General features: G+C 46.8%; 15 protein-coding genes. 13 read left to right on the forward strand and 2 right to left on the reverse strand.

Annotated elements, in window-relative coordinates:
* The 3 genes from Q4E93_RS20540 to Q4E93_RS20550 are packed head-to-tail and all read left to right on the forward strand — an operon-like array spanning position 1 to position 5,842.
* A complete protein-coding gene (locus tag Q4E93_RS20540; RefSeq protein WP_303588430.1) occupies positions 1–4,374 on the forward strand; it encodes a hypothetical protein in 4,374 nt (1,457 codons plus the stop codon).
* A 10-nt stretch (positions 4,375–4,384) separates the two neighbouring features.
* Positions 4,385–5,269, forward strand: a complete 885-nt coding sequence (locus Q4E93_RS20545; protein ID WP_303588432.1) for a hypothetical protein — start codon at positions 4,385–4,387, stop codon at positions 5,267–5,269.
* Positions 5,270–5,287: 18 nt separating this feature from the next.
* A complete protein-coding gene (locus tag Q4E93_RS20550; RefSeq protein ID WP_303588433.1) occupies positions 5,288–5,842 on the forward strand; it encodes a hypothetical protein in 555 nt (184 codons plus the stop codon).
* 85 nt (positions 5,843–5,927) lie between these two features.
* On the opposite strand, the gene ade is transcribed toward Q4E93_RS20550, so the two are convergent.
* Positions 5,928–7,640, reverse strand: coding sequence for an adenine deaminase (gene ade, locus Q4E93_RS20555; protein WP_303588435.1), 1,713 nt, complete (start codon positions 7,638–7,640; stop codon positions 5,928–5,930).
* Positions 7,641–7,717: 77 nt separating this feature from the next.
* On the opposite strand from ade, the gene Q4E93_RS20560 reads away from it, so the two are divergent.
* From Q4E93_RS20560 to Q4E93_RS20600, 9 genes are all read left to right on the forward strand, one after another.
* Positions 7,718–8,464 (forward strand): hypothetical protein, encoded by a 747-nt coding sequence (locus Q4E93_RS20560; protein WP_303588437.1) that lies wholly within the window; start codon positions 7,718–7,720, stop codon positions 8,462–8,464.
* A gap of 110 nt (positions 8,465–8,574) precedes the next feature.
* Positions 8,575–8,814 carry a hypothetical protein gene (locus Q4E93_RS20565; RefSeq protein ID WP_303588439.1) on the forward strand — a complete coding sequence of 80 codons (240 nt, stop codon included), beginning with the start codon at positions 8,575–8,577 and terminating at the stop codon, positions 8,812–8,814.
* A 10-nt stretch (positions 8,815–8,824) separates the two neighbouring features.
* The gene (locus Q4E93_RS20570; protein WP_303588441.1) at positions 8,825–9,628 is read left to right on the forward strand and encodes an SAM-dependent methyltransferase; all 804 of its coding nucleotides are present in this window, start codon (positions 8,825–8,827) and stop codon (positions 9,626–9,628) included.
* Positions 9,629–9,642: 14 nt separating this feature from the next.
* Positions 9,643–11,478 carry a RiPP maturation radical SAM C-methyltransferase gene (locus tag Q4E93_RS20575; RefSeq protein ID WP_303588443.1) on the forward strand — a complete coding sequence of 612 codons (1,836 nt, stop codon included), beginning with the start codon at positions 9,643–9,645 and terminating at the stop codon, positions 11,476–11,478.
* Between the two features lie 11 nt (positions 11,479–11,489).
* Positions 11,490–11,720, forward strand: coding sequence for a hypothetical protein (locus Q4E93_RS20580; RefSeq protein ID WP_303588444.1), 231 nt, complete (start codon positions 11,490–11,492; stop codon positions 11,718–11,720).
* Between the two features lie 30 nt (positions 11,721–11,750).
* Positions 11,751–12,587, forward strand: coding sequence for an SAM-dependent methyltransferase (locus Q4E93_RS20585; RefSeq protein ID WP_303588446.1), 837 nt, complete (start codon positions 11,751–11,753; stop codon positions 12,585–12,587).
* Between the two features lie 35 nt (positions 12,588–12,622).
* Positions 12,623–16,372: an ATP-dependent DNA helicase gene (locus tag Q4E93_RS20590; protein ID WP_303588447.1), complete on the forward strand. Its 3,750-nt coding sequence runs from the start codon at positions 12,623–12,625 to the stop codon at positions 16,370–16,372.
* Between the two features lie 460 nt (positions 16,373–16,832).
* Entirely contained in the window at positions 16,833–18,068 is a 1,236-nt protein-coding gene (locus Q4E93_RS20595) for an IS256 family transposase (protein WP_303588449.1), read from the forward strand.
* Between the two features lie 91 nt (positions 18,069–18,159).
* Positions 18,160–18,492 carry a hypothetical protein gene (locus Q4E93_RS20600; protein WP_303588451.1) on the forward strand — a complete coding sequence of 111 codons (333 nt, stop codon included), beginning with the start codon at positions 18,160–18,162 and terminating at the stop codon, positions 18,490–18,492.
* A gap of 11 nt (positions 18,493–18,503) precedes the next feature.
* On the opposite strand, the gene Q4E93_RS20605 is transcribed toward Q4E93_RS20600, so the two are convergent.
* Positions 18,504–21,764, reverse strand: coding sequence for an SNF2-related protein (locus tag Q4E93_RS20605; RefSeq protein WP_303588453.1), 3,261 nt, complete (start codon positions 21,762–21,764; stop codon positions 18,504–18,506).
* 281 nt (positions 21,765–22,045) lie between these two features.
* On the opposite strand from Q4E93_RS20605, the gene Q4E93_RS20610 reads away from it, so the two are divergent.
* On the forward strand, positions 22,046–24,133 hold the full coding sequence (locus tag Q4E93_RS20610) for a DUF5723 family protein (protein WP_303588454.1): 2,088 nt from the start codon (positions 22,046–22,048) through the stop codon (positions 24,131–24,133).
* Positions 24,134–24,197 lie beyond the last annotated feature (64 nt).

Consider the following 24,197-nt stretch of genomic DNA (forward strand, 5'->3'; position numbering starts at 1 on the left):
ATGGGAAAAAATACAAAGATCATCGCTACAGCTATACCCACCAGGATGGGACCCAAACCGAATTGCATTACATTTCATGTATTTTTGTCTCCCCGGCTTCCGGACTCGGGTCTCCTCAGCGATTATTACGAGATCTATCATTGGCCAAAATTTGTCGATCATCTGAAAACGCGCCTCATCGGGCTCAACTTCTTTTTCCTTAAATACGTCGTAGCTGAAGATGGTACGGTGGGATATACCAATCCCATTGGAAGACCGCTGAAAGACGCCATCCATGTTGAAGTAAACCAGGATCCTCGCATCCGATACCGTTTTGATGACGGGTCTTTCTTTTATTCCGACAACGACGGCGGGTATCCCCTTTCAAAAGAAAATCCAATTTCCGAGGTGTTGTGGAAGCAAATGTTCCGGCCGGAAACTCCCGTCAGCGGATGGCTGACCAATGAGGTGGATTTCGAACTGGCTGATATCCTGGGAAGGAAACAACTAAAAAACAATATTTCGGCGGCCATCGACAGAACCATTGAAGAATTGCTCTCGTCCGGCGACTACAACGATACCCCGGACCCTTACCATCCTGACCATGAAGCTTTCCGGCAAACAAAAAGTGAGATCTCCTCGTTTATTTTTTACTTGCAGCAATTGAAGCAAAAAGAGCCGGAGGTTGTGCTGCAAGACCCCCTTTTAAAAGATAACCCGGTGAATAATATGCATCGCCGGCTGATAAAGAACCTGTCCGGCACGATGAATAGTTTAAACGAAGATTACCGAAGGCAGTTAATTGACCTTTCCATCCGGATCTCGGCGCAGGATCTGGAACAACAAAATAGTTATGAAATGGGAGAATTCCATAAGAAATTCTCCGCCTATTCCAATTATCCCTTCTTGCTGCGAAACACCGGGTGGATATGGGAAGTGACGGTCGACCTCGACAAGATACGCGACGAGGAACTCCTGCGTCTGCTTGACCGATCGGCGGATGATACCTTGAAATTCCTTCAGTTGGAGTTCGATGACAAGTTTCGGGACCAATTCGAAGTCGATGAAAAAACTGAACTGGATGTCCTGGATCCAAAGGACGTGCCCGGGCATATTCGCGAGGTCCTATTCGACCGGGAAATCGATGTCAAATGCCCGTACACTTGTTTTGAGCTCGACAGGAAAGAACAAGTATTTACTCCGGGGGTAAGTCCGGAATTTGGGCAGGAATATTTCCAGGTAGATCATGGATTTGTCCGGGTGCGAAACGATCAGAATAATGCCGGTGCTGATTACGGGCTGACCCCCTCCCTGGTGGATAAGGACCAACTTATGGCGAAGATCGGCGATATCGTGCGCAACAATAAGAACTTTTCCAAAGATGACGGGCAGCCTGCGGATGACCAGGCAAATTCCCAGGCGATGCAGGAGGAACTGAATACGATGGCGGGCCAGTCGCGAAGCTCTTCGGCGGGCAACGAATATGTATCCAACGGGATCGCCCTTTCCATCAAAGGGCTTAGGCACATTCTAGCCAGTCTGAAAAATGCCAACCCGGATGCCCAATCCGACCGTTTAAACGATGCCATCCGAAATGCCTTGATGGGAGTCAAGGAAGGACTGGTGTACTCACACAATTTGCACGTGGGCTACCGGGTAGACGTTGCTCGTGTCGAAGGACGAAAATTCCTGCTGATGGATTCGCTTTGCCGACGGGACGAGTTCTACTGTGTGTGTGCGAGTAAACGCCGTGTATGGGCCGAAACCCCCTTAGGCACTGCGGAAGGATGGCTGATGGAGTCCACGCAAGCCAGTCAGTCGGGTCTCACTTATGTGGATGAGGAGCTCTTCCGGTGGAATGACTGGAGTCTCGTCTGCCCCCAGATCGGCGATCATGAAGATGTCCAGCATAAGAATAATGACGACAGTGATCCCGCGCCGCTGGTGATCACGGAGGTGCCCCCCGATTGCAGCCTGGTTCCCCTACGGTTCGGCGGCTACTATCGGTTCCGGCTGCGGGTGGTCGATCTCTGCGGCAATAATTCGGGCTACCGGGAGGAGTACGTCATTCCGCAGGAAGAGATAGACAATTATTGGACTACCCCCATTCAATACCAGCGCCAGGATCCCGTCAACACGCCCATTCTTATCCCTGGCATGCGGATCTACAGCGGATACGAGCGCGTGGCCGGCGACCCGGAGAAAAAAAATCTCGTTTGGAATCATAAATGCTGGGGAGAGAGCGTCGAAAAACTAGTGATCCGGGCCTATTATAGCAATGGTAAATTAACGACCGAGCAGATCAGCATCCGATATATCGGCCCTCCGAAGGCCAACCTGCAATTTGTCATAAAACACGGCGTGCTGGATCCTTTTCTTGGCAACGAATTTAAGGCCGAGGCCATACGAAACGAATTATTCGAATACGCCGACCGGGAAACTATGCCTTCCGAGATCTATTACAAAAGGTCCCAGGAGGAGATCAATTATCTCTTCGACCCCATGGTAAGAGGATTTGAAATTCTTTACGACAGGAAACAATATCAAAAGGAAGTGACTACCCTTTTCCCTTTGCAGCCTACGGCTGACCCTTATTGGAAGAATTGGCAATATCTCAAGCTCAGCCTCCAGCGGTTGGACCCTGTTACTATAGGAAGCCCCGGGCCCAGGGTAATGACCGATCCTGGTGGTATCCGTAGCCATGAAATGGTTTTTGCGCTGAAACAAGGCGTCGAGACGGATTTCCTGCTGGGATGCCTCTACTTTCAACAGATGGAAGGCTGGCTGCATGAATGTGTGGACAAGGTCAAGAGATCACGGCTGCAGCTTGTGCACGCCGTGCAGAAACCCTGTCTTATCGACCATGATTATGGGCAGGGGTCAGGATCATTTAGTGAGCATATCCCCTGCCAGATCCTTAGCGATGCCGGAGCCCGGATGCCTGAGACAAAGGACTTTATTTTCCGGATGTATTTTTCCCTCTACCCGGTGTATACGGCCGAAGCTACTACGTTGGAAATACAGTACGTTGATATTGTCAGCGACCGGACCACGACAACGGGCTCCAAGCTTGAAATCGTGGAAAAGGTAGTAAAAAGCGGGCTGCAACCACCGGCCGGGGCCACGGAAAAGGACATTTTTTTCAATGGACTTGCCTTTACTTTCCCAGATACCAAATTCAGGCGGGTGAACTTCCGGCTCGAAATTCCGTCCCGGTTTAAACAATATTTTAAAAACGAGAATGACTTCAGCATTTTTGCCGGCGCCGCAACCTGGATAGAACCTAAGGGCTTTTCGTCGCCGGATATTCTGAGCGATGGGACGAGAGACAAATGGACAAAAGTGTTGAATACGAACCGCCCCGAACCTATTGTCATTGAACGCATCGTGCCTATCCTCTCCTGGGCCGTTGGCGGCGGCAGCAATACGATCGTCGAGCGGTATACGGATACCATCCGCATCTATTTCGACGGGGATTGGTATAGTTCGGGAGAGGGAGAGCAGGTAGCATTATTTTTCCTGGCCGAAGATGGCGTCAACAGTACCTGTGTCCCGATTGAATTCGAATCCATCATCAGCCAGTTTGGCGTCGACCCTGCTGCCGAACCCCAGGAACTGAGCGACCGGCTGGATATCCTGAATTTATTGAAGAGCCAGACGATGTTCCTAAACGCCGCCAGCTACCTGGACAATATTAAAACCGAAGGGCTGGAATTCGACCCCTCCCCCGATGCCAGCGGTCAGCTGTTTTGTCATCCTAAGGATCTTCCTTCTGCTGTCAGCGCGGCCATCTTTCCCGTCGACTTTGATCCGGCGGAAATACCAGGCCAGAACGGAAGATTCTTTATCGATGTAAAGATCAACAGGCTGCTGTCAGAAAACCTATATTTCCCTTTTATCCGCTTTGCCGTCGCCCGATACCAACCGAATACGGTGGAATCGCAGACCGCCCCGGACCAGACAACGAAAAATTACCCATTCTCGAAGATCACCATTACTGATTACGTGCAGCCCCTGCCTCATCGCAAGATCGAGATAAAAGACGGCATCCCTTTCAAATATCATGCGAAGGCGCGCAGAAAAAATTCTGATAGGGCCGGCACCAATAAGATCTATGTGTTTGCTGAACAAAACTTCGACGGTGGTGGGGAGCAGCTATTCGACCCGATGAAAGACCCTAAACTCCTGGTGATCTCCAAAGACGGCAACAGCCAGAGCAAAATAGTGGATCGCGACGCAACTGATATTGAAATCCAGCAGCCACAAGTGCGACCGTATAAATACATCGTTGAGGAATATGAGGAATATGAAACCAAGCTGACGGTGGACCAGAAGCCCGGACCCAGAAACGATTTTTCTCAACGCCTGGTGTTTTCTTATGTCATTGACCTATAAATCGAATATCGTGAAATCTTTTGTTCTGCTGATAGGGCTTTGTTCTTACCGATTGCTGCTTTGCGGCCAACCCGTCCAGCCTTCGCCGCGATTGGTGCTGCCCAAGCTAATGCATTGCCTGGATGATGTGACGGCAACGGTGGATCCGGCTCAGCCCGGCATACTTGTCCGAAGTGATGTCGACGACAGCAGCTTTGTAACTGATGGGGGCCTTCACTTCTACCTGGGACACTTGAAGGGGCCCGGGCTTTATACTATCCGGGAGGACAGCGTCGATTTTCATTATTTTGTTTTCAGCTGCCGGGATCATACGGCCAGCGATTCCTATTTCCCGCTGACCCGGCTGCCTCGCATTCAAAAGGATACGATCGACCTTGCCGGCGTCCTGGACTCGATGCGGGTGGAAGCATTGAAAGGAAAATCCGACTTTCTTTCCGATGTGGACAATGTTAATTCAACGTTGTCCAGCTTTGTCGATTCCGGGCAGGTGATGAAGCTCGCGGTTTTCTTCGATAAGGCCGCGGGTTACATCGGGGTGACGGTGGACAATTCGGCTTCAGTGGTCGTGCCGGACAGAGACAAAATCGTTGCCATCACCGACAGCTTTTTTATCCGGCTGTTCCGCCAGCGACACCCGGAGCGGGCTGATCTTAACAACCAGGAACTGGCTGTCTTAGATTTGGCTATGAACATCGTATTGCCTCCCGGAAGGGGCTTGGAGAGGTCGCCCAACTTCCGCTATTCGAAATATCTTGTTGACGATCTTCTTTCTTCCAGCCGACGCCTGCCATTGGACCCAAATTCGGCATTGGCGAGTGTGGGTTTCGACAAAAAGTATTTCGAGCAGATGGTTTTGTTAATCAGGATCTATCAAATTCCAAAGGTTCAACAATAATAACTAAATACATTCAACATGAAAAGTATCATTATCTTCTCCACTATCGCGCTATTGCTGTCCTTTTCGCCTGTTTCCAGCAGGCCGGATGACTGGCAGCAGGATGTCCAGTTGATGTTGGGCGAGTTCCTGACTTGCGGGGGGCCAACTCCGCCGAGCACTCCTTGCAATATGTTCCTGGCCAGGGCGCTTAAGCGGGTGTACAACATCAATGATTTCGATCGGCCGGGGGGCGGCTATCTCACCGCCAATGAAATGGCCGATTATGTGCTGATCCATACGGACCAGTGGACCTCGCTGGGAGATGCAGGTACACAGTCGGCACTGACCCAGGCACAAGGATATGCGAACCTGCAAAAGGCCGTCATTGCTGTCTTTAAAAATACAGCCGGAGTTGGACATGTGGCGCTGATCGTCCCGGGAGCGCTTCAGCATTCTGGCGCGTGGGGCCTCGATTGTCCCAATTCCGCCTCCTTCTTTTTGGACAGGCCGGCGAAATCCTATATATCGAAGCATCTTGGATATGCTTTTCAGCAACCCGACAACGTCGTCATCTATGGAAGGAATTATTAAGCGTCATTGAACCGACCAGGTGACCTTCAATGGCATGTAAAGAGTGGTTCGATGATAACATAGTGTTTTTTTCCGAATTTAAGTGTCACACCAACCTAAACCCATCCCCATCAAACAAACCCAGATCCCCCAGCTTCAAATGTGGGATGACTAGCAAAGCCATGAATGACAAGGTCATAAAAGGCGCCCGGAGCTTTGAACCCAGCTCCTTCGCCATATGATCAATAGCCGTGTAGGCTTCGGCTACGGCAAAGCCGTCATTCAGGCTCATGAGTCCCCCGACAGGGAGTGGAAGGATGAGCTCTTTGACTTCCGCGCCCGGGTCCACGCAAGCCAGGCCACCTTTCTGGGCGATGATGAGATTGACGGCTTTGCAAATACTTTCGTCATCTACACCGACGGCGACAATGTTATGGCTGTCATGGGCGACGGAAGAGGCTATGGCGCCCCGTTTTAAGCCGAAGTTTTTGACGAAAGACTTGGCGACGGGGGCTGGTCCATAGCGGTTGACTACCACTATTTTCAAGATGTCTTTTTCGACATTGCTTTCCAGCAGGCCGTCGTTGGGATTGACTTCCACCACGGGTGCAATGAGCTTATTGGTGATCAGCTGTCCGTCCAGGGCTTCGATGACGTAGACCTGCTCGACATTCTCCTGCTCCCCCCATTTATCCAGGGGGTAGGCGAAGTCGGCGACGGTGCGGGGCGCAGCATTGAAATTATTTATCGGATCAGCTTCCAGCATAGAGGGGCCTCCGAGAGGTGGGGCAGAGGGTACGAGGTGGGTAGACGCGATCCTGGGATTGCCGTTTTCCGCCACTAACTGGCCTTTGACAAAAGTCTTTAAGACTTTGAACTCCTTTAGGTCTTCCACCATGATGCAATCCGCCGGATCGCCTACGCGAAGGAGGCCGGAATCCAGCTTATAGTGCAGGACCGGGTTGAGACAGGCGGCTTTCAGTACATTGAATAAGGGGATGCCCTTGGCGATGGCCCGGGCACAGAGCTGGTCAATATGTCCCAGCAGGAGGCTGTCCGGGTGTTTGTCGTCACTGCAGAGCATCATCTGGTCGGAATGATCGTTTAACAGCGGCGCCAGGGCGTCGAAATTGCGAGCAGCGCTGCCTTCCCGGATGAGGATTTTCATACCGTATTTCAGCTTATCCAGGGCCTCCTCGGCCGTGACACACTCGTGGTCGGTGCTGATGCCGGCGTCGATGTATTGTTTGGCTTGCTCGCCCAGGATGCCGGGGGCATGACCGTCCACTGGCTTACCCAGGTCGCGGGCGGCAGCGATCTTAGACATGACTTCCTGGTCGTGGTTCAGCACACCGGGGAAGTTCATCATCTCGCTGAGGTATTTTATCTCGTTCCTTTGTAATAACTCCTTGACTTTCACGGCGGATAAGGCAGCCCCGGCCGTTTCGAAAATGGTGGCGGGCACACAGCTGGGAGCGCCGAAATTGAAGTAAAAAGGGACCGTATTGCCATTGCGGATCATAAATTCCACGCCGGGCAGGCCACAGACGTTGGCGATCTCATGGGGGTCGCTCACCGTGGCGATGGTGCCATGGATGGTGGCCATGCGGGCAAATTCAGAGGGTATCAGGAGCGAACTTTCGATATGGACGTGTGCGTCGATGAAGCCGGGGAGAATATAGGGGGATTGTTGGGAGTATCCTTCGTCACCGGGTTTCAGTGGGGTGATGGATTGGACTTTTCCGTCTGCTAACACTACTTCTGCGGGAAAGATCTTCTCTGCGAAAATGTCTACTAACTGGCCTGTGATCCGGATCATGTAAGTTATTTATATATATGTAGCTTTCTGAGTGGAAAATTAAAGAAATAATATCTTAGTGGCATAAATCTTATTACATGAGCGTGTTTAGAATATCCATAGCTTTTTTTGTATGCTTATTAGCAGTAGCGGCTAAGGCCCAGACGGCCGACGAGATCGTTGCCAAACATATGGAAGCCCTGGGTGGGAAAGACAAGTTGCTATCCATCAAATCCATCTACATGGAAGGAGTTGCTGTCATGGGGAACGGGAATGAGATCGATTCCAAAACATGGCAAGTGAAGGATAAGCTGTATCGGCAGGAGATCTCTTTCGGCATGGGCAATGTGGTGGTTATCGTTACGCCTACCAAAGGCTGGCGGTCCGACCCCAGGAATGGCGGCGCTTTTTCGCCTATCCCGGATTCAATCATAAAAAATATGCAGTCGCAGCTCGACCCGGCGGGTCCGCTGGTGGACTATGCGGCCAAGGGAAGTAAAGTCGAGCTGTTGGGTAAGGACACGGTGGGGGGCAAGGCCTGCTATAAATTGAAGCTGACTTTCGCCGCGGGCAATTATGCTACTTATTTCATCGATGCGCAAAGCTATTATGTGCTTCGTGTGGCTCGCAAGGGTGGGGGCATGATGGGCGGAGGCGGTGGTGGCGGCCGCCGGGACCCCAATGCAGAATTCAATATCGACTTTGGCGACTATCAGAAGACCCCGGACGGGTATATCTTTCCTTTTACCATCGTGGCCGGAGGGTTTGGAGCGAAATCGAGCGTGGAGAAGCTGGAGGTGAATAAGCCGGTGGATGAGGAGAAGTTGGGGAAGCCGGGGAATTAAGGAGCTTCTTTGGAACGGATATAAAAAAGGGTGTTTTTCCCGTTGTAGCAGAATAGGAAATCTCATAGCTTTCAGGAGTCACTAATTACTTCACCATTCAAATCAAAGCTATGAGCCAGTTAACGAATTTCCTATTGAAAATGGCTACCGATGAAACGCTAAGAAAAGATTTCAAGCATAATCCTGACGCTGTTATGGAAAAAGCCGGACTATCGGACATGGATAGGAAGGCTATTCTTTCAAAGAACAATGACGCCATTTCAAAAGCCGTCGCCAAGGAGAATCAAATGACGGAAGACGCCAGCGCCTTCAACTGGGTAATAGGAATATTTATTACGATCAAGTTCTAATTCTATTCTTATGCCATTGCAAGGAAAACTTACCGTCGTAGGGACGGGTATTACTTCTTTTGCTCATATTAGTGCAGAAACCAAATGGGCCATTGAAAGCGCAGATAAAGTATTTTTCATCGTTTCTGATCCCCTCACCCAAATTTGGATAAAACAATTACACCCGCAAGCGGTAAGCTTGAGTACGTATTACGCCGAGGATAAGAATCGATTTGAAACTTACCAGGAAATGGTTCAGACAGTTATAGATGCACTGGTGGCCGGAGGAAATATTTGCCTGGTCTCCTATGGTCATCCTGGGGTTTTCGCTTATCCTACGCATGAGTCAATACGACGAGCTACCAGCATGGGCTTCGAAGCCAAGATGCTTCCGGGTATTTCCGCGGAGGATTGTCTCTTTGCCGATCTGGGGATCGACCCCGGATCATCCGGATGTCAAAGTTTTGAAGCCACCGATTTTCTAGTTTATACAAGGAACTTTGATCCCTATGCCTCATTGATATTATGGCAGCTTGGCGTCATAGGCGTGCAGGAATATCGCTATTCCAATGAATTGTGGAATCGACGAGGCGTTCAAATCCTTACCGACTATTTGAAACAGTACTATCCTGGTTCTCATGTGGTCTATATTTATGAAGCTTCTATTTATATGGTAAGTGATGCGAAAATTGTTCCTTCGACCTTAAATGACCTGGCAATCAGTGATATCAGCGCGATATCCACACTCTATGTACCCCCGGCGGGCAAAAAACAACCTAACCAGGAAATGATGGATAAGTTGTTTGTAAAGCAAGGTGCTGCTTCAACGGTTTAGCTAAATATTTTTACGTGAGACTTCCCCATATCAGATTTGTGGCGACTCCATTCCTGCCGGAATACCAACCTGCCCTTGGGATAAGCAATTTGCTGTCAATCGTAAAAAGAAATGGTTATCAAGGCGATATTAAATACTTAAACCTGGATTTCGGTAAAAAATTCGGCTGGGATCTATATAATTTCATCGCGGTGGAGACGCCTCCTGAACTACTCATTGGAGAATTTCTTTTCACCAAGGCATTGGGCATTTGTGACGACCATGCTTTTGAAATTTATTTTCAAACGCTTTTTGAGCAATGGGGATCGACATCGTCGCCTCGCATCCCTTTTTCCGAGTTGAAGATCGGAATGAAATTCTTGTTTGACGTATGTCCAAGAGTCGTTGAAAAGTGGGCCGATGAGTTGTTGGCGGACGACATTCAGGTGGTGGGTTTCACTTCTACGTTTCAACAAAACGTTGCGTCTCTTGCCGTCGCAAAGGTTATTAAGCAGCGTAAGGGAGACCGTGTCAAGATCGTATTTGGCGGCGCCAACCTCGAAGACATAATGGGGAAAACACTTTTTAAAGCATTCGACTTCATCGATTATGTCATCTCGGGTGAAGCGGAAAGTAGCATCCTCCCACTCCTTTTTCGATGTACGCAGTCTTTGGGGGGAATGGATCGAGCCTATATCAATGGCGAGATGGTAACGGATATGGATTCGATCCCCCTTCCGGATTTCGATGATTTTTTTTCATCCCTGCCCAACTCAAAAGTCGAAAGAGATGTTTACTTAAGCTTTGAATCCTCCAGGGGTTGTTGGTGGGGAATGAAATCGCATTGCACCTTCTGCGGTTTGAACGGGAATACCATGCAATATAGAAGCAAGAGCCCTGGTTTGTTTGTTCAACAAATAGAAAACCTAAGTACGCTTTATGGAAATAATAGTTTCATGATCACCGATAACATTCTTGATCTATCTTATATTAAGAATGTGTTTCCAGCCATCGCCGCGTCGAAACATCGGTATAGTTTATTTTATGAAACCAAGAGCAATCTCAGGAAAGATCAATTACAAATCATGGCGGCTGGCGGGGTCAACTGCTTGCAGCCAGGCATCGAAAGTCTGAGTACTTCGATACTTAAGTTAATGGGGAAGGGTACGACCAAACTTCAGAATATCCAGATTTTAAAGTGGGGCCGTGAGCTCAATATCAACATGATCTGGAATCTTCTTTTTGGTTTTCCCAACGAAGATGTTGAAGAATATTCAAAAATGGTGCAGCTCATTCCTGCATTGGTGCATTTGACACCTCCCGTGGGATATGGAAAGATCAGGATCGATAGGTTCGGCCCCTATTGGAAGGAGCCGGCAAAATATGGCATTCATCATTTGCGGCCTGTATGGTCATACGAACATGTGTATAGGAACTTGCAAACTGACTTGCATGATATCGCTTATTATTTTGAGTTTGATTATGCGGATGAGCAGCACAACTTATCCTATGTCACAAGGTTAGTACAGGAGCTCAACATTTGGAAAGAAAGCGGGTCTGACGCCGTATTAGAGCTTGTTCAAGAGAATGGAACTGTATACATATCCGACACAAGGCCATGCGCTTTGCATCCAACTTATTGTTTGAATGAATTGGAATATGCCATACTTCTTTGCCTGGATGCTGCTATGACGGGTGTCGCTATTACCCAGCATATTAAAATTGAACATCCTTCTCTGGCGGCCTGTGAAATGGAAAATGAAATATCCTTCGTGCTGACCCGGTTCCTGCGCTATAACTATATTGTCGCCGAAGGCAATAAATATTTCAGCTTAGTCTTGAATCCTTCTACAATATTTTTCACTCATTAAAAAAAACAATCATGGCACAGCTATTGAAATTTCTAAAAGACACAGCCGGCAATGCTGAATCCTTAACAGCATTCCAAAAGGATCCCGAAGCCGCAATGACAGCAGCGGGTCTTTCCGACGCGGAAAAGAAGGCGATTAAAAGTGGCGACAGGGCCCAAATTGCCAGCTTGATCGAACCTGGCGCACATGCGGAGGGCGCTTTTCTCAATGTTACAGTTCAACTTATAATACAAATTAGTTAAACTTCATTTAACGCATTTAAATCAGAACCAATGAATGGATCGATCATTGTTGCCGGGAGTGGTATCACTTTAGGGCAAATGACCATGGAGACTCAGAACTATATTAAAACAGCAGATGTTGTTTATTATGTACTTACGGATATCGTTACTGAATCTTGGGTGACTGAAAATGCCAGGATCGCCCACTCTATGAAAGAGTATTATGAGGAGGGGGTAGGTAGGATCCATACTTACATCAAAATGGCCAATACCGTTCTTGATGCAGCGCGTCAAGGACACAACGTATGTGCGCTGTTTTATGGGCATCCTGGCATATTCGTCACTCCATCCCATGAGATTGTCAGGATTGCAAGGGCAGAGGGCATTCCTGCGCGAATGCTGGCGGGTGTGTCTGCCGAGGACTGTCTGGTTGCAGATTTTGGATTTGATCCGGGGAAGACGGGTTGTGCTGCTTACGAAGCTACTCAGTTGCTTGCCTACCCTAAAAAGTTAGACACGGCTGCGTGGTTGATCATATGGCAACCTGAAGCTACTGGCGATGTAGCCTATACAAAAAATCGGCAGTATGCCCAAAAGGTTCAAATATTGCGGGATTACTTGTTGAAATTCTATCTGCCTGATACAAAGGCGGCTGTCTACGAGGCTAACACTTATTCAATTGGCGCGCCTAAAATTGAATGGAAGATGATCAAGGATCTATGTGACTTTGAATTATCGGGCATTAGTACGCTCGTAATACCTCCTGCGACCAAGGCCGAAATGGATTTGGAGAATGTTTACGCTTTAGGTATTCCGGAGGTTGTTAGCAACAGGCATACGTCCGACTATTCGACGGAGTCTGAAGCAGCCGAATGGAATACACCGTAAATTCAGGCCTAAAACTTAGGCAATAACATAAACTTATGAAGAAGAATACCAGATACCAGCTGAAACACTTAAGTATCCGTGTGCCCTGGCATGATAATGCCTGGAATGGAGCAGTGTGTACAAACCCCAAAGCCAATGGCGCCTGTCTTACCCTAAGGAATTGTGCTCTTAGCCGGAATGATGAGCAGGAAGAAGCAGTAAAAGGGCAATTGTTAAAAGACCTGGACGAAGAGCAGTATCCGGCATGTGTGGGTGAAAGAGCTACTTTTATGGCTCCCTTTCCTTTTTACAAAACCTTAAGTCATCCGTATGCCGAAAGTTCGCCTGGTACGCATGGCCATCTCAAACCCACCAAAGTACAGTTTCCCGCATTTTCAGCCGCCGCCGTCCCTTATCATTGGATGCTAAAGGAAAATGCAAAAGAGAAAACAGCGCTATATGCTCTGAACTACGAAGAAAGCAAAGAGCCGCAACTCGACTGGGCGGCCGATGGCAATGACAACTGGGTGCAGGAAATAAACAACCAACAAGCCCTTCTCAATTGCTTTTTTGAGCATTTGGAAGCAGAGAAGTCGCTGGTATTTTTCTATGCCAAGCAAACCCCGTTTGTAGAAGAATCGGGCAGGGTACTGGTAGGCGTAGGCAAGATCAATAAGATCATTCCTTCGGAAGCATACGATGGGAGCAACAGCCGTTTTGGGGCAGCTTATTGGGAACATATGATTCTACATTCTATTCGACAGGGGAATTCAAATGGGTTTTTACTACCTTACCACGAAGCCTTGGCGTATCAGAAGGAAAATCCCGGTTTTGATGTGGCGAATCTGGCGGTAACTGTCCCAAACGACAAACGGTTTGAATTTTCGTATGCGGCTGAACATGTAAGTAATGACAGCTCAATAAGAGTCCTATTGGAATGCCTGCGTTCATTAGAACGAGCTGAAGCATTGGGCATTGGCGAGAAAAATGTAGCTAAAATCCAGTGGATACATAATGAAGTCGCCGCGCTTGAAAAACTAAGGGGGGCTTATCCTGGAATGGGAGCCGCCCTTTGTGCATTTGGCATAGAAAAAGGGCATTTCGTGGCTGCCGAGATTATCAATCAGTTGCAGAACCTGGAAGACAATCCATGGCATTTATTTGAAAAGGCATTAGACGATTCTAAAGGCATCTTATCCAATGCGGTGGCGGCATTAATTCCTTTTAACAGCAAAAAACTATATCATCTTTTAAAGAACAAAGGTACACCAACTCGGATATGGTTTCTGCATTTATTGAGTCGTTTTGACCTTAGCATCGAGCAGACTAAAACCCTATATGTGCAGGAAGTAAGAGAAGAAATGGGTATTGAACGAAGTGATGAACAATATCTTGAAAATCCTTATTTGATTTATGAAGACCTGCGATTAACAGCGGATCCCATTGCACTAAGTACAATTGATTTGGGATTATACGTTAAAAATCCCCCTAACAATCTCTTGCCCAATGGCCTGGTATTCCAGGACCCGTTTGAATTTGCCCGTATCAGGGCACTAACGATCCAGCAATTGGAGAGGGCTTCATTGGCAGGACATACACTGTTGCCACGCCAGGAGATCATCAGGCAAATCCGGGAGCTTTCAATAACACCTGCCTGTGCTGTCAATAGTGATTATTTTGAATTGGCTGAAGAAGTGTTTGGCGGCGCTATTGTGTTGGAAGAAATGAAAAAAGGTGATCGGGCTTATCAGTTGCATCGGTTTTCCGACACACGAAAGATCATCAATGAAAAGGTTACTCAACGTATCAACGCCAGGCGACTTGAATTAAAAGCGAATTGGACTGCCTTAATGGATAAGGCATTAAAACCTTTTACGAAAGGAAAGCCTGATGAACAGGAAATAAAAGCCCGCAAAGAAAAAGCTGCAGCCCTGAAAGAAATTGCCGAAAGCAGGTTTTCAGTACTGATAGGTCCTGCTGGGACCGGCAAAACAACCCTACTTACCATTCTGGCAGGGCAGAAAGAAGTGGAAGAAAATGGAGTATTGCTATTAGCGCCTACCGGGAAGGCAAGAGTGCGTATGGAAGAAGTTGCAAAAGACCTTTCGGTAACAGCAAAAACATTGGCTCAATTCCTTTCCGGTTTTGGCAGATACGATGGGGATATTCAACAATATGTTTTCTCGGACCAACATTGTGAACAATATGAGACCGTAATAATGGACGAAGCTTCTATGCTTACGGAGGAAATGCTGGCAACAACCCTGGATTGCCTAAAAGGGGTAAAACGCTTTATTCTGGTAGGTGATCATAGACAATTGCCGCCTATCGGCTCAGGCAGACCATTTATAGATATCATCCATTTTCTAAAACCTGTGGGCATAGAAACAACCTTTCCAAGAATTGGAAAAGGATATGCCGAATTAACCATCAAACGTAGGCAAGGCGGTGGGAAAAGAGAGGATATGCAATTGGCGGAATGGTTTAGCGGTGAACCGCTGGAACCAGGGGCAGATAGTATCATAAATCACATTATCACTACTCCCGATTCTGCATATCTTCGGATCGAATATTGGGAAAATGAAACAATCTTCGAAAAGAAATTCGAAGAAGTATTGGTAGCAGAACTGGGAATGGAGTCGTTGGACGATGTGGAAACATTCAACAAAACATTAGGCTCTGCTGATGGTACGTATTTTAATTTCAAAGAAGCAGCCAATAAAGCAGAAAACTGGCAGATACTTTCACCGGTGAGGGAGAAAGCATTTGGTGTAAGAGCGCTGAACAGAAAAATACACAAGCATTTCAGGAAGACCAACGTGGAATTTGCCCGAAATCGGAATGGGAAGACCCCTGCTCCCATTGGTTTGGAAGAGATCGTTTATGGAGATAAGATCATAAATCTGTATAATAGCCGCAGATATTTTAAAGATGTCTATCCGCAGGAAGATGCATTGAATTTTGTTGCCAACGGTGAGATTGGAATGGTGATTGGGCAATTTAAGAAGCATTTTCATACATTTCCCGGTAGGCCTAAGAACACCGAGATTGAATTCACTTCACAGAAAGGATATAAATACACCTTTAAGAGCAAAGAGTTTTCCGAAGAAGCCAATAATCCACTGGAATTGGCTTATGCGCTCACGGTTCACAAGGCACAGGGAAGCGAGTTTGGAAAGGTCTTTATCGTCATTCCCAACCCTTGCTTCCTATTGTCAAGGGAGATGCTTTATACAGCCCTTACAAGACAGAAATATAAAGTAATATTGCTGATACAGGGCAATGCATTTGATATTAAAGGGTGGGGATCTCCCGCCAGATCAGATGCGCTTAAAAGACTAACCAACTTGTTCCACAAACCCGAATTGGTCGATGTTGACGGACATTACTTAGAGAGAAATTTAATACACCAGGCAAGCGATGGGAAAATGCTTCGTTCCAAAAGCGAATTATTGATTTATCAACGATTAGTAGATAAGAAGCTGAACCCCCTATATGAGAAGAAGCTGACGATCAAAGAAGTGGAAAAGCTACCCGACTTCACCATCGAAAATGATGACACCGGCGAGGTGTATTACTGGGAACATTGCGGCATGCTTTACGATATAGAATACCAACAACGATGGGAAGAAAAATATGCCTGGTACAGAGAGAACGACATACTACCATTTGAGGAGGGTGGAGGCAAAAATGGAATTCTCCTTGTTACTGAAGACAAGCCCATTGAAATTGAAGATGGCAGTATTCGTGGCGCCATCTCCGTAAAAGAGATCGATGAGATCATAAAAAAAGTATTTGATAGATAAACAGTTGAAAATAACTTCTTCCGCATTCTCATGCGCAATACACTTAGACCTTAAAAAAATAGCATGGTAAATATAACGGAAACGATCAGAATCAATTCCGAACATTCTATCGAGTTTGGATCAGCGCGTTGGGACCACAGTGTTGCGACGATAAGGAGAAGAAAAAATAGAGCAGATGGGTCTTATGATCCAATTAGTTCAAGTGAAATCCCTATTAATGAGGGCTTCCTTGATATTGGGAGATTGGTTTGCGAGTGCTTACAGAGGGATTTGATAACCGGAACTGATATGGCGGAAATTTTAAGAGAAACATTAGCCTCTGCCGTAAGGCAGGGAATGGTAATTTCTTTGGTATGAAGAGATTATATGGGATTCAGTGAAGCTGATTATTTACGGCTTTTTCCGAGAGTGTAAAATAAACTGTGTCGAAAGTTAAATTCTTAACTTCAAACACAGTAAAATGAAAAAGAAAGTCCCATCACCTTCGGAACCATTCGATTACGAATTAGCCAAGCAAAAGGTAAAGGAACAATTACGTAGTGGCAAATCTTTATTCGGTAAAGATGGTGCCTTTGCGCCGTTATTGCAAGAGATGCTCAACTCGATCCTGGAGGGCGAGATGGAGGGCCACTTGGATGAGGAAGAACGGGATGCCGGCAACCGCAAAAATGGGAAGACCAAGAGGCAACTGAAGACGTCCTCCGGCACTATCGAAGTAACGACCCCGCGGGACCGTCTGAGCAGTTTTGAGCCGGAGATGGTCAAAAAGCGGGAGACGATCATGGCGCAGAACCTGGAAGATAAAATCGTTGGCTTATACGGTTTGGGAACAAGCCTCCGTGATATCAGCGCCCACATCAAAGAGACATACGATACGGATATCTTTGCAGCTACCCTGAGCGCCATTACCGACAAAGTCATCCCCCTGGTGAAGGACTGGCAGCAGCGACCGCTGGAAGAGCTGTATTGCATTGTATGGCTCGATGCGATGTACTACAAGGTAAAGGAGGAAGGCCGTGTCCAGACGCGGTGCGTCTACAATATCCTTGGAATTAACAAGGAGGGCAAAAAGGATGTGTTGGGGATGTACGTTTCCCAGAGCGAAGGGGCGAATTTCTGGCTCGGGGTGATCACCGATCTGAAGCAAAGAGGAGTCATCGATATCCTGATCGCCTGTATTGATAACTTGAAGGGCTTTGAGGAGGCGATCCGGACGATCTACTCTGCTACAGAGGTCCAGACCTGCGTAGTGCACCAGATCCGCAATTCACTGAAGTATGTGGCCAGCAAGGACCAGAAGGTATTTATGGCTGATTTAAAGCCGGTTTATCAGGCGATGAATAGAGACCAGGCCGAGGCCAACCTGCTGGATCTGGAAGAGAAATGGGGCAGGAAATATCCAGTGGTGATCGATTCCTGGAGGCGTAACTGGGATAAGCTGACCACCTACTTCCGGTATCCAGATGCGATTCGAAAAATGATCTATACGACCAATACGATCGAAGGTTATCACCGCCAAATCCGGAAAGTGACTAAGAGTAAGGGTGCCTTTACCGGTGATATGGCCCTGTTGAAATTGATCTACCTGGCTACCGAGCGGGTTGCCAAAAAATGGACCATGCCATTACAGGGATGGGCCATATCCGCCTCACAGCTAAAGATTATATTTGGCGACAGAATGAGTACCGATCTATGATAAGGCTCCGTAAAAAAGAGGCGGCGACTTGCTCTTTGGATGGAGCCGTCGCCGCCTCAATTAAACTAGTCCCAGTTACAAAAGATGCATCATGAAATTTAAATGTCACTTCCCTGCTGGTTATACTGCAACAAATATTAGCAATGACAATATTGACATCAACGTCGTAACGGAGGACGAAAATGTCTATTTTGCTACCCTATTTACTTTGGAGAATATTCACTCACTGATGGCAAAAGACGAATCTCCTTATTTTTGGGCCACCAATATGCTGATCGTGAAAGATTTGAGTTTATATTCAATTAGATCAGCAATAGACCGTATTGTAAATGATGGTTATTTAGAATCAGCTGCCTGTAAAATTGGGGACACACAAAAAGTATTCGGTGAAACATATACCTTTGATTCTTTGCCAGATAAATAAGCTGACACAGTTTAATTTACACTCCCCTTTTTCCTCTCTGCAATTCCAATTATACAGGAAGCTATTTTACTGTCGATATCATCTGTAGTGGGGGCGTTTTCCAAAATGGCAGCAAAAATATCCGCTGAAAAGTCAATTTTTTTATACTCACTCTTCAAACTGGATAAATTTATTACTGTACGTTTGCGTCTGAGGTTGTCCCTTTTTTCATTGAGATAAGGTTGCAGGATCGAAATCCATTCGTCGGCCAGCCATTCATAGTCTATGGCAAATTGATTGTGAGGCTTAAGCAGCTCCAAATGTGATTGAATGATTCTTTTCGTAACTATATTTATTTCCCGTCGTCTTAAACTGCGTTCCAGTATGTACTTCGCTACATCCAGCGCCCGTTTCTTTTTGGGTGGCAAAAGAGCTCTTTCTTTGACTTTAAAATAGACGATGTACCTTTTTAGGGCTGCGTCGTTCCATTCTAGTCCCTTCGATTTCTTTGTGAGGTGTATTCTCAGCTGTGCACAAACATCCGAAAATTCAGTATGGATCGTGTCTTCATCGTCGATGAAATACCATTTGGGACTGCGATTTTTCTCTCCCCTTAGTGCAATGAAACACCAGTTTTTGTCGTTGCCCACGAAACTGACACGCGTTCGAACAGAAGCCTGCACCCCCTTATAGGCTTCATAGGTTTCCTTCCGGATAAGGGGATTGTCGCCCTCTTTCAATTCTATAATTGGCTGAAAACTATCGGTTAGACCTTTCCAGGATTCGTCTTTATCAATAAAATCCTTGTATTCCTGGATTATGCTGGATATATTCTCCACATTTTCAAAGTGCCGTTCCCGTAGTTCTTCCGGCACATTAAAATTTGACCCGTATATCTGATCTACCCAGGCGTTAGTTTGAACGAGCCGACGATCTGCCTTTAAGGAAAACTCTTCCGAGTCTTTTGGCCAATAAATGTCTATTGCTTCATGCACACTATCCATCCTGTCAGCGCGACCTATTCGCTGCTCCACAATACGTAATACGCTGGGCATGTCCAGGAGCATGACGCAAGACGCCCTTTGAAGGTCGATGCTTTCGGACATTTTATCGGAGCACAGGGCAATTGTCTTTACATTAGATCCGGAAGTGATGTTAAACGTATCCATTACTTTACGGCTCTCCTTGTCACTATCGCTTCCAGAGGCTACGAGAACATTTTGTTTCGGGTATTGGTTGGAAAAAAGATGACGGAGGTAGTGTAACGTGATAACAGTGCTATCGAACGCAAGAATGAATTTATGCTTTCGGGCTATTTGCTCTAGTTGCTTCACTTTACCCAGTTCTCTTTTACCTGAAAGTCGTTTGGCCAGCTTGCTGACATCTTCATAAATTTTCAGATCACTTGAACAAGCGTCGATATATTCCTTATTGTTAATAAGCCAGGAGGGAAAGTATTCATCTTTAAACAGTTTATTCCTTGAAGGTAGTTTGCCAGTCGCTATCAAATCTTGTAAAATCTTAATTTTATTCCCTGTTGAAGTTGTTTTCCCTTTGAACTTAAAAATGCGCATTGCTTCTTCCGTTCCTTCAATATGCTCTACCAGTGCTACATGAGAGGAACGAAGCGCAGACCGGATTATATAAATTGACAAGGCCTTGGCTGCGCTAAGACGTTTGTCGATATACCCTCTAATGCTCTCTTCGTTTGTCATCTCAAAACTCGGTTTATGAAAAGTGGTGAGATAGGTGACACCTTGCAAGCGTGACACTAAATTGCTAATTTCCATGACAATTTCTAAGTCTCCAGAAGTCTCTTCGGTGTCATATGTTCGCTCCACCTGACTCGGGAACTTACAGGTTTTGTTGAGTTTGTTTTTATACATCTCCGGTTCCTTGTCAATTTCTGCATTCAACGACTTTTTCGTTCTGCGGACCATGAACTGGCTGATGAATTTGCGTAGTTTTCTGATATGTTGTTCCTGGTTTCTCAATTGGGGATTCCGTATCAGGTCTTCATAGCTTTTAAAATCGCCATCCGACAGATTATCCAGGTCGAGTAAATCGATCAGCCGCAACAAGTCTTCTACTTTTTTGCTAATTGGCGTTGCCGTCACCAGTATCTTGTACTCCGCGCGATTGCCTTTAATGAGACGAGTGCGGTTTGAATTTTCCGACAGGTAATTATGAGCTTCGTCGACCGTTAAGATCTTAGCAATCTCGAGGCTTTCTTTTACTTTCTTTTTGTTTGGGCCACCGGCATTGCTCAATAAGCCCATTGATAACTGGGACGAATTGAGCTTTTTTAATGAACGGAACTCTTCTTCCCATTTCGACACTACTAAAGGCGGACAAATAACCAGTGAGCTAGTACTGTAGTTTTTACCCACTTGGTAAAGCCAATGTTTTAGAGCCAGAATCAGTGAGGTGCTGAGTTTGGTTTTGCCAGCTCCCGTGGGATCGGCCAGGAGTACATTATATTGGCTTTGCAGGATGGAAACTGCCTGTGCAAGCCCCTTCCACTGGGTAGGCCATAGATTGCTGCTTTTCAGCTTATCCAGGATTTCGCGATACTCGGCCAGCCATTCTCCGTCTAGAAGTTCCGCTATAGCCCGAGCAAGAGCTTCTTCCCAATCCGTGTGTTGAATCAGCTCCTTCAAGAGTTCCTTAATCTTATCGTTGTATTCATGGGCTTCTTCAAAATAGTTTTCAGCTATTTTCTTAATTGAATTATATTGGGTGTATTCATGCTCATTGATTCTACCAACTCTTATATTGGCTTCCTCCTGGATTGTCAATCCTGTTTTACTGAAATTTGAGGAACCTAAAACAACAAAGTCATCTCCAACATATAGTTTTGCATGTTGCTTATCACGATAACGAAATATTATCAAACCCGTGTCTATTTTTTGAATGAGCTTCATTACAGCACCACCGGACATTATGGAAAGCCCCTTTTTCAGCCAATATTCCTTAATTTCCTTATCTAACTTAACAGTCTGATATTTTCTTCGCCCTCTTATATTTGGCTCAAAACCTATGAGAATTCGGATGGTTTTCAACTTTGCAAATTCATTGGATCCGAAATAGTCAACCAGGTTGGAAAGAGAAGTGAAGCCGGTGATGATCAAATAATTTGTGCTGGTTTCTATGTCTGTGTAAATAACATCTTCGACGGTTGCATTCCCAACTTTCTTGTTAAGAGGGAAAGATGTATGTTCAGGCCATTTGACTGCTTCAAAGTCCAATGAAGTCTGTGAGGTATTAGGTGTCGCTTTCTTTATTCTCTCCATATGAATAAATCCATTACCGAAAGTGATGATTAGTCGAAGGATTACTCAACATATTCATAAATATAAAATCTAATTATACTACATTAATGAATCTTTGACCCATTTCCGGCCCTTGGGAAACTTTTGGAAGAAGCTAAGCAAGGCGTGTCCTGCTATCCCCCCGTAACCCTACTACGTAATTCCCCTATCTTTCCAACAATAGAACCACGCATTTTTCGTTTAAAAGAGTTCAGAGAACCCGGTGAGGGTGAATATCCTATACAAAAACCAAGACCCGTAGTATGAACACTGTGAAGTCCTATATCCTTGTGCGTCAAGGAAAAGCGATGGCATCCCTCCTGGTGGCCCTGGCGATCGGCCTGTCTGCCTCCTCCCAGTCCTTTATCGGCTACGGCTATGATAACTATTCGGGCGTCAACAGCATCATCCTCAATCCCGGCATGCTGGCAGGCAGCAAATACAAAGTCAATGTAAACATCATATCCGCCAGCGCGTATGCAGGCAACAATGCGTATGAGCTGGACCGGAAAAAGCTTTTTAGCCTCAAATTCGATCACCTTGAAGAAGGCAATGGGTATTATAAGTCCACCAATAAGGACTATAAGTATATGTACCTCAATACGGACATACTCGGTCCTTCCGCCATGTTCAACATCGACAGGAAGGATGCCATCGGCATCATCACCCGGGTGCGTAGCCTGGGGAATGTCTTTAATCTGAGCGACCCGGTGTTCCGCCTGTTGGGGAATACGGACCCGGCCTATTATAATACGGATATCTTCAACCGGAGCCTGCAGGTGAAGACCATGGCTTTTGCGGAAGTCGGGTTGTCCCTGGGCAGGATCCTCATGCAGAATGACCATAGTTTGTTTAAGGTGGGTGTCACGGGTAAATATATCTCCGGCATCTCCTATAGCAGCTTGTCTACGGGACAGGTGAATGTGAACATTGATCCTACTAATACCATCTTTAACCTCCAGGCGGATGTGAATGCCCGGTACTCCCCCAATCTGGATAACCTGGGTAATGGCGGAAGCATCAAAGATGCGCTGACGAAGCAGCAGGGTAAAGGATGGGGCCTGGACCTGGGAATGGTGTATGAGTGGCGTCCCAAGGGAGATAATTACAAGTTGCGGCTAGGACTTTCATTGACGGATCTGGGTTCTGTGAATTACAATAACTCACCTAATGGCAAGATCTATACGGTGACGGCGGACGGCCATAATACCAGCGAGCTGCAGAAAGTGTCCAATGAGACCTTCGACCAGTATTTCAATCGCCTGCAGACGGCGGGCCTCGTGGTATCTAAGGGTAATTCCTCGAAGATCAATGCAAAGCTGCCTACGGCAGTGCATCTGAATGCCGACTACAATATCTATAAGAAATTATATATCAATGCGGACGCCATGATCAATACGGTGGCGAATACCAACCAGGTCACGCCGAATTATGTCAGCAATTTCACGGTGACACCCCGGCTGGAAAAGAAATGGTTCAGCATTTATTCGCCCGTGTCCTATAACGCCAACGGGCAATTGGCCTGGGGCGCTGGGGCCAGGATGGGCCCTTTATTTGTAGGCAGCGGCTCGGTGCTGAGCAGCCTGTTCAAGAACAGGATCCAGCACGCGGATGTGCATATCGGTCTCACCATCCCCATCTTCCAGCATAATAAGGAAGACGAGAAGAAGAAGAAAGACAAGAACAAGACGGATACGCTGTATAAGAAAATTATTATCACCCATGACCGCGATAGTGATGGGGTGGTGGATGAGAAGGATCTCTGCCCGGATAGCGCTGGTCCGATCCAGCTGCTGGGCTGCCCTGATGACGACGGTGACATGGTGCCGAACAACAAGGATAAATGCCCGGGTGTCAAGGGTTCAGTGAATTTCGAAGGCTGCCCTGCGCCGGATACGGATGGGGATGGAGTGAACGATGACGACGATAAGTGCCCGCTGGTGAAAGGATCGACGGGGAACCATGGATGTCCGCCCATCCGACCGGACTTGATCATGAAGGTAAACCGGGCGGCCGACCGGATCTTCTTTGTACGAGCAAAGGCCAATATCGAGAAGAACTGTCTGCCGGAACTGGACCGTATCGTCACTATCCTGAAGTCGGATTCGAGCTTACGACTGGTGATCCAGGGCCATACGGATAGTGAGGGAACGGTGGAACGGAATGCGGCACTTTCTGTAAGGCGAGCCAAAGCTGTAAAACAATACCTTGTATCACAAGGCATTGCGCCTGACAGGCTGGAGACCCATGCCTATGGCGCCAACAGGCCCCTGGCGTCCAATGAGACGGCGGAAGGCATGGCCCAGAACAGGCGTGTGGAGATGGAGTTGAGGAACTGGCAGAAAAAATAAAATAGAACCTGAAGTTAGAATAGCCATAACACGGGCGGGGTCTTTTGGCCCTGCCTTTTTTTAT

This window comes from Flavitalea plasmicola (genome assembly GCF_030546645.1).
Lineage (GTDB): Bacteria > Bacteroidota > Bacteroidia > Chitinophagales > Chitinophagaceae > Puia.

Coding starts and splice junctions, on each gene's coding strand:
- Q4E93_RS20540 (WP_303588430.1), top strand. CDS start 1: ATGGGAAAAAATACAAAGATCATCGCTACAGCTATACCCACCAGGATG.
- Q4E93_RS20610 (WP_303588454.1), top strand. CDS start 22,046: ATGAACACTGTGAAGTCCTATATCCTTGTGCGTCAAGGAAAAGCGATG.
- Q4E93_RS20605 (WP_303588453.1), bottom strand. CDS start 21,764: ATGGAGAGAATAAAGAAAGCGACACCTAATACCTCACAGACTTCATTG.
- Q4E93_RS20600 (WP_303588451.1), top strand. CDS start 18,160: ATGAAATTTAAATGTCACTTCCCTGCTGGTTATACTGCAACAAATATT.
- Q4E93_RS20560 (WP_303588437.1), top strand. CDS start 7,718: ATGAGCGTGTTTAGAATATCCATAGCTTTTTTTGTATGCTTATTAGCA.
- ade (WP_303588435.1), bottom strand. CDS start 7,640: ATGATCCGGATCACAGGCCAGTTAGTAGACATTTTCGCAGAGAAGATC.
- Q4E93_RS20550 (WP_303588433.1), top strand. CDS start 5,288: ATGAAAAGTATCATTATCTTCTCCACTATCGCGCTATTGCTGTCCTTT.
- Q4E93_RS20595 (WP_303588449.1), top strand. CDS start 16,833: ATGAAAAAGAAAGTCCCATCACCTTCGGAACCATTCGATTACGAATTA.
- Q4E93_RS20590 (WP_303588447.1), top strand. CDS start 12,623: ATGAAGAAGAATACCAGATACCAGCTGAAACACTTAAGTATCCGTGTG.
- Q4E93_RS20565 (WP_303588439.1), top strand. CDS start 8,575: ATGAGCCAGTTAACGAATTTCCTATTGAAAATGGCTACCGATGAAACG.
- Q4E93_RS20570 (WP_303588441.1), top strand. CDS start 8,825: ATGCCATTGCAAGGAAAACTTACCGTCGTAGGGACGGGTATTACTTCT.
- Q4E93_RS20585 (WP_303588446.1), top strand. CDS start 11,751: ATGAATGGATCGATCATTGTTGCCGGGAGTGGTATCACTTTAGGGCAA.
- Q4E93_RS20580 (WP_303588444.1), top strand. CDS start 11,490: ATGGCACAGCTATTGAAATTTCTAAAAGACACAGCCGGCAATGCTGAA.